Below are 13,985 nucleotides of genomic sequence, written 5' to 3' on the forward strand. Positions count from 1 at the left end.
CCACGCCGATCTCGTCGATACGCTTGTCGGGGTCGACGAAAAGTTCGTACTCTTCTTCCAGATCTTTCAGCTCTTTACGCGCCTTTGCCAGAGACGGGGCAAGCAGCCCGCCATCTTCGGCACCCAACACGATGTTTTCCAGAACGGTAAAGTTTTCAACCAGCTTGAAATGCTGGAATACCATCCCGATTCCCGCAGCGATTGCGGCCTGGCTGTCAGGGATGTCTGTCTTGGATCCGTTGATCCAGATCTCACCTTTGTCGGCTTTGTAAAAGCCGTAAAGGATGCTCATCAGCGTGGATTTGCCCGCGCCGTTTTCACCGATGATCCCGTGTATGGTACCGGGGGCGACACTGATGGAGATGTCTTTGTTGGCCTGAACCGGCCCAAAGGCTTTGGAAATCCCTTTGAGCTCAATGGCGGGGACGGTCATGTCTTGTCCTCAATTGCCGAAAGGGCCGCACGGACGGCGCGGCAGAGTGGAAAGCGGGGCGGAGGAAATCCCCCACCCCGCATGTATTTTAGAACTGCAGTGCCGGGCAGCTGTCGTTCTCGTAGTAGCTGACAACGTTGATGTCGCCGTTGATGATGGCGCTGCGCGCATCGTCCACAGCGTCTGCCATGCGGACGGACACGAGGGCTTCGTTGTTTTCATCCATCGCAACGCCAACACCGTCTTCGGCCAGACCCATGGTGAAGATACCGGTTTCTACGTCGTCGCCTGCTTTCATCGCTTCATAAACGGCAACATCCACGCGCTTGAGCATCGAGGTCAGAACTTTGCCCGGATGCAGGTGGTTCTGGTTGCTGTCCACGCCGATTGACAGGATGCCTTCGTCGGCTGCGGTTTGCAGAACGCCAACGCCTGTGCCACCGGCTGCCGCATAGATCACGTCTGCGCCCTGGCTGATCTGTGCCTTGGTCAGTTCGGATCCTTTCACAGGATCATTCCACGCCGCCGGAGTGGTGCCGGTCATGTTGGCTACAATGTTGATGTCAGGATTCACAGCCTTGGCACCCTGCGCGTAACCGCAGCCAAAGTGACGGATCAGCGGAATATCCATGCCGCCAATAAAACCAACGGTGCCCGTTTCCGACGCCATCGCGGCCATCATGCCAACCAGGTACGAACCTTCATGCTCGGCAAAGCCAATTTGACGGATGTTTGGGATATCCAGCCAGTTCACGTCAACGGCAACGAACTTGGTGTCCGGATAATCGCCAGCGACTGCTGACAGCGGATCAGCCATGCCAAAGCCCATGGTGATGATCGGGTTTGCACCGGATTCAGCAAAGCGGCGCAGGGCCTGCTCACGCTGTGCTTCCGACTGAATTTCGATCTCACGGTACTTTCCACCGGTCTCATTTGCCCAACGCTGTGCGCCGTTATAGGCCGCTTCGTTGAACGACTTGTCAAATTTGCCGCCCAGATCAAAGATCAGCGCCGGTTCAGCCAGAGCGGCACCTGCAGTCAGAGCGACGGCTGCAGCAGCGCTCATCAAGGATTTCATCAGGGTCATTTCGGTCTCCCAGTTTTATGTTGGCACGGGATCAGATTAGTCCCGTTTACCCACGTTTAGCGAGCATAACTGTTGTGATGGCGGGTATTAAGGGGGTTTGCAACCGTCATGGTCAATTGATTCCTGACCAAATGGTCCAAAAAATGTTCACTTGCCCTTAGGGCAGGCGACATTCCATCACTAGAGCGTCGGTTTTTATGCCCGTTTCGCGCGAATAATACGCACGCCGCACGCCGCAGCGATGATACCCGCAGCGTTCGTACAAGGCGATTGCCGCCACATTGTCAGCTGCGACGTCCAGAAAGGCCCGGCTTGCTTCCATGGTCACGGCCTGATGGTGCCATTTGCGCATGGTTTTCAGGGCCAGACCCTGACGTTGTACCGAAGGGTGAGTCGCAATTGTCAGCAGCTCGGCCTCGCCCGCGATCACCTGAAACAAGGCAAAGCAGCGCGGATCACCAACGTAATTCGTAAACGGGTTGCCCAGAAGGCTTTCAAATTCGCTGGCGGACCACGGGCGCGACTGCGTGAACGCAGCGGCATGCGTTATTGCCATATCGTGAGGGGTCATTCGTCCAACAAGACCGGAGGCACATCACGCGACGGGGCCGCATCTGCGGGCCGGACATACAGCGGCGCTGGTGGTGCGCTGACATCGCGCCAACGTTCAGCCGTCAGGCGTGCAATGGCTTGGGCTTGTTTGTCCGGGTCATTGCAGGAAAACAAAGACCCAAGTGCCTCGGCCTCTACCCTGGGCATCAGGCTTGGATCATCGCCGAAGATCCGAACATAAACCTGATCGCGCGGGGCCGGTATACATGGAATCTGATCCGCACTGTCCAGCTCCATCAAAGCATCGAAGCCTGAAACACCAACGGCAGGAATGCCGAGACCCAGGGCAAGCCCGCGCGCGGCAGAGACCGAGATTCGAATGCCAGTGAAATTACCCGGGCCGATTCCCACGCCGATGGCGTCAAGATCGGACCAAGCGCAACCACCCTGAGCGAGTACGTCTTCGAGCATCGGCATCAGGCGCTCGGCCTGCCCGCGTGACATTGCTTCTGCCCGAGACGTGATGATTTCACCACCGCGCAACAAAGCGGCCGCGCAATGCGCGGCCGATGTATCAAATGCCAGGATCGTCGGGTCAGACGGCAACAGGGCGAACCTCGGTCACTTCGGGGATGTAGTGACGCAGCAGGTTCTCGATACCCATTTTCAATGTCAGCGTCGAAGATGGGCAGCCAGCGCAGGCCCCCTGCATGTGCAGGTAAACGATACCGCGATCAAAACCGTGGAAGGTGATGTCACCACCGTCCTGAGCCACCGCCGGGCGCACACGGCTGTCCAGCAGGTCTTTGATCTGATTGACGATTTCAGCGTCTTCCCCAGTGTGTTCCGCGTGGCCCGATGCGGCAGTTGCATCTGCGCCCATCACGGGTTGACCCGATTGGTAGTGCTCCATCACCGCACCCAGGATCGCCGGTTTGATGTGATCCCACTGAACGTCATCGGATTTGGTGACAGTGACAAAATCGTTGCCAAAGAACACGCCGGTCACACCGTTAACGGCAAAGATCCGTTTGGCCAGAGGAGATTTCTCGCCCGCGTCTGGCGTTGGGAAATCCGCAGTTCCAGCCTCAAGCACCGTTTGGCCGGGCAGGAACTTCAACGTGGCCGGGTTTGGGGTGGATTCGGTCTGGATGAACATGAGGCAGCTCCGTCTGATGTGCCTCTGATATGCGCGCAGGGGCGCGGGAAGTCAAGATTTGGAACGGTTCTAAATTGAGGCAGCGTGTTCCAGCGCCTCATCCAGACGGTCATCGCCCCAGTATAGTTCTGTTTCGACCAGAAAACTCGGCGCTCCGAACAGATCAAGCTCTGTGGCGCGGTTGGATTGCGCAAACAGCGCAGCCTTGATGTCCGGGTCTTGCGCACGGCCCAAGGTGTCAGTTGGCAGGCCCGCAGATACAAGACAATCCGTCAGCACGTTCTGATCCGAGATATCGCGCCCCGCCCCAAACTCTGCGCTGTAGACCGACCTGACAAAAGCGGCCCGCTCTTTTTGATCTTCAATAGCCAGCGACAAACGTGCTGCCGAAAGAGAATTCTGCGGAAAGGGCTCAGGTCGCACAAATGGCAACCCCCGTGCCGCACACTGACGCTCCATGTCGCGCCACATGTACCGCCCTTTGGCAGGGTAGAGATTAAACGGAGACGTTTGCCATCCCTGAGCTGCAAAAATCGGGCCAAGCAGAAAAGGCTGCCATTCGACCGAAACACCCTTGGCTTGCGCCGCAGCTTCGATCCGCATTGCGCTGAGATAGGAATAGGTCGAGGCGAATTCGAACCAGAACTGTGTCGTCTTCGCCATCGTCAGTCCTCAGGTGATTTCTTCCAGTTTTTCTTTGCTCAGGTCGCCGGGAACAATGGTGATCGGGATCGGAAGGCTGCCCGAGTTTTTCGTCAACTGAGTCACCAGCGGGCCAGGCCCTTTTTTGTCGGTTCCCGCCCCAAGTACAAGCACACCGATCTCGGGATCGGATTGAACATGTTCTATGATCTGTGCCACCGGATCGCCTTCGCGGATGGCCAATTCCGGTTCCACATTCTGTTTGTCACGCATCCATTTGGCAAAAACCTCGTAATGCGCATGGATACGTTCCCGCGCTTCTTCGCGCATGGTTTCGGCGACACCGATCCAGTGGTTGAACTCGTCAGGTGGGATCACCGAAAGGATCGTCACTCCGCCACCGGTATGCGCCGCACGCATCGCGGCAAAGCGCATGGCGTTCAGGCATTCGCGGCTGTCATCCAGAACAACTAGAAACTTACGCATGGGTGTCCTCTTCAAGTTTCAGGGATCATGCCCCAGCGGTTGCGCTGTGGCAACTCGGACACGTTCAAAGTGACATGCTAGCGTTCGCTTGCAGCCCAATCCCAGTAAAGTCCACGGGCGCGGCGGGCAATAGGGCCAACTTGAAATTGCGTATCGTCCAGAGCTGTAACAGGTGTCACCTTGTTCATGTTGCCTGACATGAACACTTCGTCTGCCTCGTGAAAATCCTCGAAACTCAAAACCGTTTCGTGAACCGCGACACCGTCGTCGCGCAAGTTCTTGATATGTCGCGCGCGGGTGATCCCCGCCAGAAACGTGCCGTTGGGGGCGGGGGTGAAGACCTCACCGTCTTTGACCATAAAGATGTTGGCCGTTGCGGTTTCAGCCACGTTCCCCATTGCATCAGCGACCAGTGCATTCGAGAACCCCTTTGACCGGGCCTCTTGCAACATGCGTGCGTTGTTGGGGTACAGGCACCCGGCCTTGGCGTTTACAACTGCACTTTCCAAAACAGGGCGGCGGAACCGCGTGGTTGTCAACGTGACCGAGGCGGTGTCCGGTGCCATCGGGATCTCTTCCAGACAAATGGCAAAGCCCGTGCTGTTTTCCTGTGGGACAATTGCGGTCTGGTCGCCGTCGATCCCCCAATACATCGGCCGAATATAGACAGCGGTATCTGCGGCGTAGGATTGCAACCCTTCATGCACCAGTTCCACCATATCTTCAGCTGTAACGGTCGGGGTCAGCATCAATGCTTCAGCGGATCGGTTTACCCGGGCACAATGCGCGTGCAAGTCGGGTGAAAGGCCTTCGAAATATCGAGCGCCATCAAAGACGGAAGACCCCAACCAGGCCCCGTGATCGGCGGCACGCATGATGGGTGCATCCCCGTCATGCCATTGGCCTTCGAAATAGGTGCGGATATTCTTGCCTGTTGCCATGATGCCCTCCCAAGCTTTGCGCAAACCTAGGAGGGCGTCACAAGAAGGTCCAGAGCAATCAGCGTGATGCCGATCCAACCATGCCCACGATTTCGTAGGTCTTTTGCAGGATCGGAGCAGCGATCTCTCGCGCACGCTCGGCCCCGCGGGCCAGGATCCGGTCAATTTCGCCCTGATCTGCCATCAAACGAGACATTTCTGTCGAGATCGGTGCCAGTTTCGCCACCGCCAGATCGGCCAGCATTGGTTTGAACTCACCAAACTGCTTGCCGCCGACTTCGGCCAGAACCTGTTCGACACTTTGATCGTTCAACGCCGCGTAGATATTGACCAGATTACGAGCCTCGGGGCGATCCTCCAGCCCGTCAACATCCGACGGCAGCGCGTCCGGATCAGTCTTGGCCTTGCGGATTTTCTTGGCAATCGCGTCGGCATCATCGGTCAGGTTGATCCGGCTCATGTCCGACGGATCGGATTTCGACATCTTCTTGGACCCGTCGCGCAAGCTCATGACGCGGGTTGCCGCGCCTTCGATTACCGGCTCGGTGATCGGGAAGAAGTCGACGCCAAAGTCGTTGTTGAACTTGATGGCGATATCACGGGTCAACTCCAGATGCTGCTTCTGATCCTCACCCACCGGCACATGGGTCGCGTGATAGATCAAAATGTCGGCCGCCATCAGAGACGGATAAGCAAACAGCCCCAGCGACGCATTCTGCTGGTTCTTGCCCGCCTTGTCCTTCCACTGGGTCATCCGTTGCATCCACCCCATCCGGGCGACGCAGTTAAAGATCCAGCCCAGTTGCGCATGTTCGGGCACCTGGCTTTGGTTGAACAAAATCGACTGTTCGGGGTCGATGCCCGCCGCGATAAAACCTGCGCACAACTCACGGGTATTGTGAGACAATGCTGCGGGGTCCTGCCATGTGGTGATCGCGTGCAGATCGACCATGCAATAGATGGTTTCGAAATCTGCACCCTGCATATCCACAAAGCGCTTCATCGCGCCCAGATAGTTGCCCAGGGTCAGCCCGCCCGAAGGCTGGATGCCGGAAAACACGCGCGGCGTGAACTGGGTCTCGGTCATCGAAGGGAACTCCCGTCTGGAAAAATCAGCCTCCGTCGCTTACCCATGAGGCACAGGGACGTCAACAGCCGCGAAAGGCCCGCCCAATGAGCAGTGAGCATTACACACCCGCCGTGAACCCATTGCCGCCCGTTGTTGTGGCGCTGGTTCTATTCATCATCGGGATCGAACTGGCCTTCACCTTGGGAACGCGCGGCCTGATCGGAGGGCCAACAGCGGTCGGCTGGCGGCTGGACGCGATACAAAACTATGCGTTTTCGGCGGATATCTTCGACTGGATGGTGCTGAACGGGCGCTGGCCGTTTGAACATGTGATCCGGTTCGTGACCTACCCGTTTGTCTCGGCCAATTTCACGCAGGCGGTATTTGTCTGTGTTTTCGTTCTAGCCATGGGCAAGATGGTCGGCGAAGTATTTGGCGGCTTCCCCATGCTGCTGATCTTTGTCGTCTCTGGTATCGGGGGGGCGTTGGCTTATGCCGTTCTGCTGGATCCCCGTTATCCTCTGATCGGAGGGTTTCCACCGGTTTACGGCCTGATCGGCGCATTTACCTGGTTGTTGTGGCGCAAACTATCCTTGGTTGGCGCAAATCAGGCGCGGGCATTTCAACTCATTGCCGTTCTCATGGGCATTCAGTTTCTGTTTGGCCTGATCTTTGGCGGCAATTGGGAATGGGTCGCCGATCTGGGCGGGTTTGCCACCGGTTTCGGCGTCTCTTTCCTTGTCGCACCCGGCGCCTGGGACCGCATCGTCGGGCGCATACGCCGCGATTGATCAGGAGCGGCGCAGGGCGCGTTTGAACTCAGACAGTTTGAATGCGCCTAAAAGGTGACCCAGACCAAAGTAAGAAGCCGCCGCGACCATAATCAGGACAAGCAGCGCAAGGTAGCGCCAACCGGGAACAACCAGCGTCCATCCAAACACTTGAAGCGCCGCATACAAGACCGCACCCATGCCAATCGAGGCCAGCACGATCCGGCCCGCGCGTTGTTTGAACCGGTCATCGAACCGCGCTTCGTCTCCCATGTTTCGCGCCCCAAATGCCAATAGAACGACCATGGCCCAACCCGCTGTTGATGCAGCAATCGCGGGTGCGATCCAGCCCACAAGCGGGAAGAGGCCAAACGCCAAGGCCGCATTCACGATCATCGCCACGACAGCATAGTGAAACGGAGAACGCGTGTTCTCGCGTGCGAAATACAGTGGTTGCAGCAGTTTTTGCAGCATGAAGGCAGGTAATCCGATGCCATAGATGGCAACGGCCCGCGCTGTGGCTGTGGTATCCTCGGTGGTGAATTGCCCCCGTTCGAACAGCACCGAGACCAGCGGGTTCGGTATGACCAGAAACGCCACGGTCGAAGGCAGGGTCAGCAGCAACATGAACTCTCCAGCGCGGGAAAACGCGTTGCGCGCACCTTCTTTGTCCTCGGCACGCAGTCGCCGCGACAGGTCGGGCAGCAGAACAATGCCGATGGCGATACCGACCACGCCTAGCGGCAGTTGGTACAGCCGATCTGCCGCAAACAGCCAGCTGACGGCCTTTTCAGTTTTCGACGCCACCAATTGCCCGACCACCAGATTGACCTGCGTGACGCCCATCGCCAGAGCGGCAGGGACCGCGATGCAAACCATCCTGCGCATCTCGGGCGTCAGTCTGGGCAGACCGGGCCGAATGCAGATACCGGCCCGCTCCGTTGCAACCCAGACCAGCGCCAATTGAGCGATACCTGCAACCGGAATAACCGAGATCAGCCACCGGATGACCTCTCCGCCTGAAAGGGCTCCGGCGATCAGGGCAGTGCAGGCAAAGATATTCAACAAAACTGGTGCGGCAGCTGCGGCCGCGAACCGACCGGTTGCGTTCAGGACACCGGAAAAGAGGGCGGCTAGAGACATGAACAGGATGTAAGGAAAGACGACATACCCATAGTCCACCGCCAGATCGAAGCGCTCGTCGCCATAAAACCCTTCGGCTGTCAGCCACACCAAACCGGGCATGAAAACCAGCGCAAGCCCAACCAGTGCCAGAACGGCAAGCGCCAACAGGTTGAAGGCATCCTGCGCAAAGCCCTGCGGATTTTCATCCGCTTCCAGCCGCTTTGAGAACATGGGCACAAAGGCCGCGTTAAAGGCACCTTCGGCAAAAAAGCGGCGGAACATGTTCGGCAGGCGGAAGGCCGCAACAAACGCGTCCATAACCGGCCCGGGACCGATCAGAGCGGTCAACAGAATTTCCCGCAGAAACCCCAGAATGCGGCTGGCGAGTGTCCAGAAGCCGACCGTGAAAAAGCCCGAAATCAACCGGATTTGCTTCATGAGGCCGCACGCTCGGCGCCTTCGGTGATCGCCTTGCGCAACTTCGCCTCAAGCCCGCGCTGCTTGCTTTCCGAATGGTATTTCAGTCCGAACATGTCCTTGACGTAAAAGGCGTCCACCACCTGTTCGCCGTAGGTCGCAATCACGGCGTTGGCAATGTACACATTCGCCGCTGCCAACGTCCGTGTCAGGTCATAAAGCAGACCGGGGCGGTCACGCGTGTCAACTTCGATGATCGTGTAGATTTCAGACCCATCATTGTCGAAAGTGATATGGGTCGGCACGTTGAAGGCGCGTTCGCGTTTCTTGATCTTGTCGCGTGATTTCAGGGCTTCCTTGGCAACCACTTCGCCGCGCAGCGTCTTGTGGATCATCTGCGTCAGGCGGGGCAGGCGCGCGGCTTCGAATGGGCGTCCTTCGGCGTCCTGAATCCAGAACGCGTCTGTTACATAGCCATCTTTCGTTGTGTAACTGCGGGCATCCACGACGTTTGCGCCAACAAGGGCCAGAGCCCCAGCGATACGTGCAAAAATCCCGGGATGGTCGCCCATTGCAAAGCAAGCCCGCGTTGCGTCTCGATCCTCGTCAGGTTCAAGCCTGATCTCCATCGCGCCCGGATCACCACTTTGGTCCAGTGCGTGCAGCATCTCTGCAAACTCGACATGCGTCGCCAGATTAAGACCCTGCCAGTACGGATCATAGTGACGCGTCGTTTCAGTTTTGAGGTCGGTTTTGGACCAGCCCGCCAATTCCGCGCGCAATGCCTTCTTGGCCTCCGCCCCGCGATTGGCGCGGTTGAGGTCTTCCATACCAGTTTCCAGCGCACGCTTGGTTTCTGCGTGTAAGGCGCGCAGCAACGTGGCTTTCCAATTGTTCCAGGTGTTGGGACCGACGCCGCGAATGTCACAGACGGTGAGAACGGTCAGCAGATCCAGCCGTTTGACCGTTTGAACGGCCTTGGCAAAATCTCGAACGGTCCGCGGGTCCGAGATGTCGCGTTTTTGCGCCATGTCCGACATCAGCAGGTGATACCGAACCAGCCATTCAACCGTTTCCGACTCTGATTTGCTCAGCCCCAATCGTGGGGCCACCTTGCGCGCGATCTGTGCGCCCAGAATCGAATGATCCTCGGGGCGGCCTTTGGCGATGTCGTGCAACAGCAATGCGACGTACAGCACCTTTCGATTGACCCCGCGCTCAAGGATCGAAGAGGCAAGCGGCAGGGATTCCACCAGTTCACCGCGCTCGATCTGGGCAAGGTTGATGATGCATTGGATGGTATGCTCGTCCACCGTATAGCTGTGATACATATTGAACTGCATCATCGCCACGATGTGCTCGAACTCGGGCAAAAAGGCCGACAGAACACCTAGTTCGTTCATCCTGCGCAATGCACGTTCCGGATTGCCGTGTTTCAGCATAAGATCCAGAAAAATGCGTTTGGCTTCTTTGTCGTTGCGCATCTCGTCATCGATCAGATGCAGATTGGCGCTGACAAGCCGCATTGCATCCGGATGGATCAGCATACCGGTCCGCAGCCCTTCTTCGAACAAACGCAAAAGGTTTAGTTTGTCCAACAGGAACGTGTCGGGGTCGGCTACGTCGAGACGCCCGTGAACCACTCTACAGCCATCCTTGACCCTTGGGCTTCTGCGGAAAATACGCTCCAGCAACGGCGCGCTTTTCATGTGCAGCGCTTCCAGCTTGGTCAGGAATATCCGCGTCAGCTCACCGACCCGAGTGGCCTCGCGGAAATAGCGTTGCATGAACACCTCGACCGCGCGTCGCCCGGCGCGATCCTCATACCCCATGCGCGCGGCCACTTCGACCTGCATGTCAAACGTCAGCTGTTCTGTGGCCCTACCTGTTACCAGATGCAGATGAGATCGCACGGCCCACAGGAATTCTTCGGCCTGAACAAAGGTCTCGAACTCTTCTGGCGTAAACAGACCCAGAGGAACAAGTTCAGCCACGTCCTGCACGCCATAGACATATTTTGCGATCCAGTAGAGGGATTGAAGGTCACGCAGGCCGCCTTTGCCTTCTTTCACATTGGGTTCGACCATGTAACGCTCACCTTGTTTCAGGTGGCGTTCATCCCGTTCTTTCAGCTTGGCTTCGATGAATTCGCGTTCGGTTCCTTTGAACAATTCATTCTTCAGGCGTTGTTCCAGCTCGTCCGCCAGCGCCTTGTCGCCTGCCAGATAGCGTTGTTCCAACATGGCGGTACGGATGGTGAAATCCTCGGCGCCCAGTCGCAGGCAGTCTTTGATCGTACGAGAGGAATGGCCGACTTTCAGCCGCAAGTCCCATAAAATGTAGAGCATCGATTCAATGACGCTCTCAGCCCAGGCTGTGATTTTGTAGGGGGTCAGAAACAGCAGGTCGACATCCGACGCTGGTGCCATTTCCCCACGCCCGTATCCGCCGACAGCCAGAACCGCGATCTTTTCGCCTTGGGTGGGGGTCGCCAACGGATGCAGACGTGTGCTGGACACCTGCATAGCCGTACCGACCAATTGATCCGTGAGATAGGTGTACGACCGCGTCAACGCGCGTGCTTCAAAGGGGCGTTTGCCAAAGGCTTCGGCGATGGCCGCGCGCCCGGATTTTTGTGCTTCGCGCAGAATTCGCACCGTTTCAGCCCGCATTTTGCTGTTGTCCGTGCAGGACTCAAACGCCAGCGCCAGCGCGTCATGAACGCTGGCACTGTCGAAGATGTCTTCGGCGGGGCAGATTAATGAGCTTTCAGGCACAGGGCTGACGCCCGGCTGATCAGAAGCCGGCGCCAGAGAAGCTTTGTGGGGCAGGGTCAATCACAACCACCTGTTTGTTCTGGATCGTGGCGACCGCCAGACCGCGTTCGTTGGTGCCGTTTGGACGCAGGCGGAAAATGCCGCCAACGCCCTGGAAACCGGCGTTCTGTGTCAGCGCTGACGCGGTCAGAGCATCGGATTTGCCCTGGCTGACCAATGCGCCGATGGCTGCGATACCGTCATAGGCCAACCCGCTGATCGGATGGGGCGCTTCGCCATATGTCGCGTTATAACGTTGACGATATGCCTGAGCCTTGGACGGATCAGGCAGAGCGAACCATCCCCCTTGCACCCCCGGTAACTCAAGCGTCTGCGGAGGAATATCCCAGCGCGTCAGGCCGATAAATTGCGTGGTCGCGGGCGACACTCCAGCCTCAGGCAGCAATTGCGAGAACAAAGGCAATGCACCCGCCGTTGTGGCCGTCAGGAAAATCGAGTCCGCTCCGGTCGAATCAACCGTGGCTTTGATGGAGGGCACCGAGTTGATAACGCCCTGTTGCGAACGGTCATATCCAACGGTGCCGGCGTTGTTGACACGGCTGCTGGCAAGCGCGCTGGCAATTGCGGCTTGGCCCAACTGGCCTGCTGCGTCGTTGCTGTGCACAATAACTGTGTTGGCCTTGCCCTGACTGCCCGCATAGCTCACCAAACGGTTGGCTGTGTTGTCAAAAGTGGGGCCAAGAACAAAGACGTTTCCACCCGCAATGCTGGTGTTGTTCGAAAACGAAAGCACGTTGATATTGTTGTTCAATACCGCCAGTCCGGCGGCATTTGCGGCCTGCGCATAGACCGGCCCGATGATGATCTTGGCACCATCCGCAACGGCTTGCTGGGCCACCGCAGTCGCCGTGTTCGGGTTTCCGGCGGTGTCGTAAACACGCAGGTCAATGGTCACATTGGGTAGATCAGACATTGCCAGACGCGCTGCATTTTCCAGGCTTTGCGCCAATGCAGCATCACCTGACTGGCCAGACCCGCTGGGCACAAGCAAGGCCACTGGAACCGGAGCAGAGGTATTGATCGAAGGTCCACCCCCAAGGCCACCCGGTTCACAGGCGGCCAGAAACGCCGCGGTTGTCAGGGCAGCAGCAGCTTTCGCCAACTTGCTAACGGGCTTGCAAACGGTAAACATCTAAATGAAAACTCCCTGATCCGGCGGCCTTGAATGCTTCTGTTCTGTCGAGCCGCGATAATAAACGTCACGCTGTGAGGGTCCAGCTTTGAATTTCCAAAAGATCAGATTGGCTGCGGGCCTGTACTTTGTTGCCACTCCTATTGGAACTGCGCGCGATATTACGCTCAGGGCTTTGGATGTACTGGCATCAGCCGACGTGATCGCAGCGGAAGATACCCGCAGTTTGCGCCGTTTGATGGAGATTCACGGCGTCCCGCTAGAGGGGCGCCGAATCCATGCCTACCATGATCACAGCGGCGCAGGCGCGCGCGCCAAAATCATGGAGGCGCTGGCGCAGGGGCAGTCAGTTGCCTATGCCTCAGAGGCTGGAATGCCACTTATCGCGGATCCGGGCTATGATCTGGGAAAGCAGGCGGCTGAAGCCGGGCACATGGTAACTTGCGCCCCCGGCGCGTCGGCAACTTTGACGGCTTTGACCTTGGCCGGCCTTCCGACAGACGCATTCTTTTTTGCAGGGTTTCTGCCCAATGCGTCCGGCGCACGCCGCGCCCGGATTGAGGCGCTGAAGGACATTCCTGGTACTTTAGTGTTTTATGAATCCCCAAAACGTGTTTCCGCCAGCCTGTCAGATTTGGCGCTGGTTCTTGGAGCAGACCGTCAGGCGGCGCTGTGTCGCGAACTGACAAAGAAATTCGAAGAAATCCGCCGTGGCACCCTGACCGAATTGGCCGAAGATTACCAAGACAAGACAGTCAAAGGTGAAATTGTTGTGCTGGTGGATCGTGGCCATTCGCAAAGCGTTAACGAATCTGACGTAGAAGAGGCTTTGAAGCGAGCTTTGGAAAGCCACTCGGTTCGGGATGCGGCGGATCTTGTTTCAAAAATGTACGACCTGCCGCGCCGTCCGATTTATCAGAAAGCTCTGAAGCTGGGAAAATGATGACATGGGTCGGCGGGCAAATCAGGGCTCAGTTTCTTACCATGCCGGACAGGCAGCAGAGCAACGTGTGGCCCTGGACTATGAACGCCGTGGCATGGCCATTCTGCATCGGCGCTGGCGCGGCGCGGGTGGTGAAATCGATCTGATCGCGCGCAACGGCGCGGGGCTTGTGTTCATCGAAGTCAAGAAAAGTAGCAGTTTCGACAAGGCAGCGGCCCGGATCAGCCCCCGACAGATTGATCGAATCTACGCTTCGGCTGCTCAGTTCTTAGAGAATGAACCAAACGGGCAACTCACCGAAGTGCGCTTTGACGCAGCTCTGGTGGATGGCTCTGGCGCAGTTCAAATCATCGAAAACGCCTTTGGTCACAACTAAGCCCCATTGAACCCCA

15 protein-coding genes are annotated in these 13,985 nt (G+C 57.5%); 3 read left to right on the plus strand and 12 right to left on the minus strand.

All coding sequences use genetic code 11. The features are described 5' to 3' along the window. From AC2FNU_RS08590 to trpS, 9 genes are all read right to left on the minus strand, one after another. On the minus strand, nucleotides 1–433 hold a 433-nt coding region (locus tag AC2FNU_RS08590), incomplete at its 3' end, for an ATP-binding cassette domain-containing protein (RefSeq protein WP_496787200.1). Between the two features lie 88 nt (nucleotides 434–521). After that, on the minus strand, nucleotides 522–1,520 hold the full coding sequence (locus AC2FNU_RS08595) for a BMP family lipoprotein (RefSeq protein WP_496787202.1): 999 nt from the start codon (nucleotides 1,518–1,520) through the stop codon (nucleotides 522–524). Between the two features lie 157 nt (nucleotides 1,521–1,677). Beyond that, on the minus strand, nucleotides 1,678–2,076 hold the full coding sequence (locus AC2FNU_RS08600) for a GNAT family N-acetyltransferase (protein WP_496787203.1): 399 nt from the start codon (nucleotides 2,074–2,076) through the stop codon (nucleotides 1,678–1,680). Between the two features lie 11 nt (nucleotides 2,077–2,087). Then, nucleotides 2,088–2,678: a tRNA (adenosine(37)-N6)-threonylcarbamoyltransferase complex dimerization subunit type 1 TsaB gene (tsaB, locus tag AC2FNU_RS08605; protein WP_496787204.1), complete on the minus strand. Its 591-nt coding sequence runs from the start codon at nucleotides 2,676–2,678 to the stop codon at nucleotides 2,088–2,090. Continuing rightward, complete coding sequence (locus AC2FNU_RS08610; protein ID WP_480800841.1) at nucleotides 2,668–3,231, minus strand: NifU family protein; 564 nt, start codon at nucleotides 3,229–3,231, stop codon at nucleotides 2,668–2,670. The genes tsaB and AC2FNU_RS08610 overlap by 11 nt, the downstream gene beginning before the upstream one ends. A 69-nt stretch (nucleotides 3,232–3,300) precedes the next feature. After that, complete coding sequence (locus AC2FNU_RS08615) at nucleotides 3,301–3,894, minus strand: 2-hydroxychromene-2-carboxylate isomerase (protein WP_496787208.1); 594 nt, start codon at nucleotides 3,892–3,894, stop codon at nucleotides 3,301–3,303. A 9-nt stretch (nucleotides 3,895–3,903) separates the two neighbouring features. Further along, nucleotides 3,904–4,359 carry a universal stress protein gene (locus AC2FNU_RS08620; protein WP_496787210.1) on the minus strand — a complete coding sequence of 152 codons (456 nt, stop codon included), beginning with the start codon at nucleotides 4,357–4,359 and terminating at the stop codon, nucleotides 3,904–3,906. 77 nt (nucleotides 4,360–4,436) lie between these two features. Further along, the gene (locus AC2FNU_RS08625; protein ID WP_496787212.1) at nucleotides 4,437–5,300 is read right to left on the minus strand and encodes a branched-chain amino acid aminotransferase; all 864 of its coding nucleotides are present in this window, start codon (nucleotides 5,298–5,300) and stop codon (nucleotides 4,437–4,439) included. A 58-nt stretch (nucleotides 5,301–5,358) separates the two neighbouring features. Next, on the minus strand, nucleotides 5,359–6,387 hold the full coding sequence (gene trpS, locus AC2FNU_RS08630; protein ID WP_496787213.1) for a tryptophan--tRNA ligase: 1,029 nt from the start codon (nucleotides 6,385–6,387) through the stop codon (nucleotides 5,359–5,361). Between the two features lie 86 nt (nucleotides 6,388–6,473). On the opposite strand from trpS, the gene AC2FNU_RS08635 reads away from it, so the two are divergent. Further along, nucleotides 6,474–7,160, plus strand: a complete 687-nt coding sequence (locus AC2FNU_RS08635) for a rhomboid family intramembrane serine protease (protein ID WP_496787215.1) — start codon at nucleotides 6,474–6,476, stop codon at nucleotides 7,158–7,160. On the opposite strand, the gene murJ is transcribed toward AC2FNU_RS08635, so the two are convergent. Genes murJ through AC2FNU_RS08650 form a run of 3 tightly spaced genes read right to left on the minus strand, consistent with a single transcriptional unit; the run spans nucleotide 7,161 to nucleotide 12,650 of the window. After that, the gene (gene murJ / locus AC2FNU_RS08640; protein WP_496787217.1) at nucleotides 7,161–8,702 is read right to left on the minus strand and encodes a murein biosynthesis integral membrane protein MurJ; all 1,542 of its coding nucleotides are present in this window, start codon (nucleotides 8,700–8,702) and stop codon (nucleotides 7,161–7,163) included. Further along, nucleotides 8,699–11,518: a [protein-PII] uridylyltransferase gene (locus AC2FNU_RS08645; RefSeq protein WP_496787219.1), complete on the minus strand. Its 2,820-nt coding sequence runs from the start codon at nucleotides 11,516–11,518 to the stop codon at nucleotides 8,699–8,701. Before AC2FNU_RS08645 ends, murJ begins: the two co-directional genes overlap by 4 nt. Continuing rightward, nucleotides 11,478–12,650, minus strand: a complete 1,173-nt coding sequence (locus tag AC2FNU_RS08650) for a penicillin-binding protein activator (RefSeq protein WP_480800846.1) — start codon at nucleotides 12,648–12,650, stop codon at nucleotides 11,478–11,480. The genes AC2FNU_RS08645 and AC2FNU_RS08650 overlap by 41 nt, the downstream gene beginning before the upstream one ends. An 88-nt stretch (nucleotides 12,651–12,738) precedes the next feature. Between AC2FNU_RS08650 and rsmI the strand changes: the two genes are divergently transcribed. Both rsmI and AC2FNU_RS08660 read left to right on the plus strand, forming a co-directional pair. Further along, complete coding sequence (gene rsmI / locus AC2FNU_RS08655) at nucleotides 12,739–13,593, plus strand: 16S rRNA (cytidine(1402)-2'-O)-methyltransferase (protein ID WP_496787220.1); 855 nt, start codon at nucleotides 12,739–12,741, stop codon at nucleotides 13,591–13,593. A gap of 4 nt (nucleotides 13,594–13,597) precedes the next feature. Beyond that, nucleotides 13,598–13,969, plus strand: coding sequence for a YraN family protein (locus AC2FNU_RS08660; RefSeq protein ID WP_496787222.1), 372 nt, complete (start codon nucleotides 13,598–13,600; stop codon nucleotides 13,967–13,969). The last annotated feature ends 16 nt before the right edge of the window (nucleotides 13,970–13,985 follow it).

The sequence above is a fragment of the Ruegeria sp. BHSB064 genome (genome assembly GCF_059613205.1).

Coding starts and splice junctions, on each gene's coding strand:
- AC2FNU_RS08595 (WP_496787202.1), bottom strand. CDS start 1,520: ATGACCCTGATGAAATCCTTGATGAGCGCTGCTGCAGCCGTCGCTCTG.
- AC2FNU_RS08600 (WP_496787203.1), bottom strand. CDS start 2,076: ATGGCAATAACGCATGCCGCTGCGTTCACGCAGTCGCGCCCGTGGTCC.
- AC2FNU_RS08610 (WP_480800841.1), bottom strand. CDS start 3,231: ATGTTCATCCAGACCGAATCCACCCCAAACCCGGCCACGTTGAAGTTC.
- AC2FNU_RS08615 (WP_496787208.1), bottom strand. CDS start 3,894: ATGGCGAAGACGACACAGTTCTGGTTCGAATTCGCCTCGACCTATTCC.
- AC2FNU_RS08620 (WP_496787210.1), bottom strand. CDS start 4,359: ATGCGTAAGTTTCTAGTTGTTCTGGATGACAGCCGCGAATGCCTGAAC.
- AC2FNU_RS08625 (WP_496787212.1), bottom strand. CDS start 5,300: ATGGCAACAGGCAAGAATATCCGCACCTATTTCGAAGGCCAATGGCAT.
- trpS (WP_496787213.1), bottom strand. CDS start 6,387: ATGACCGAGACCCAGTTCACGCCGCGCGTGTTTTCCGGCATCCAGCCT.
- AC2FNU_RS08635 (WP_496787215.1), top strand. CDS start 6,474: ATGAGCAGTGAGCATTACACACCCGCCGTGAACCCATTGCCGCCCGTT.
- murJ (WP_496787217.1), bottom strand. CDS start 8,702: ATGAAGCAAATCCGGTTGATTTCGGGCTTTTTCACGGTCGGCTTCTGG.
- AC2FNU_RS08650 (WP_480800846.1), bottom strand. CDS start 12,650: ATGTTTACCGTTTGCAAGCCCGTTAGCAAGTTGGCGAAAGCTGCTGCT.
- AC2FNU_RS08660 (WP_496787222.1), top strand. CDS start 13,598: ATGGGTCGGCGGGCAAATCAGGGCTCAGTTTCTTACCATGCCGGACAG.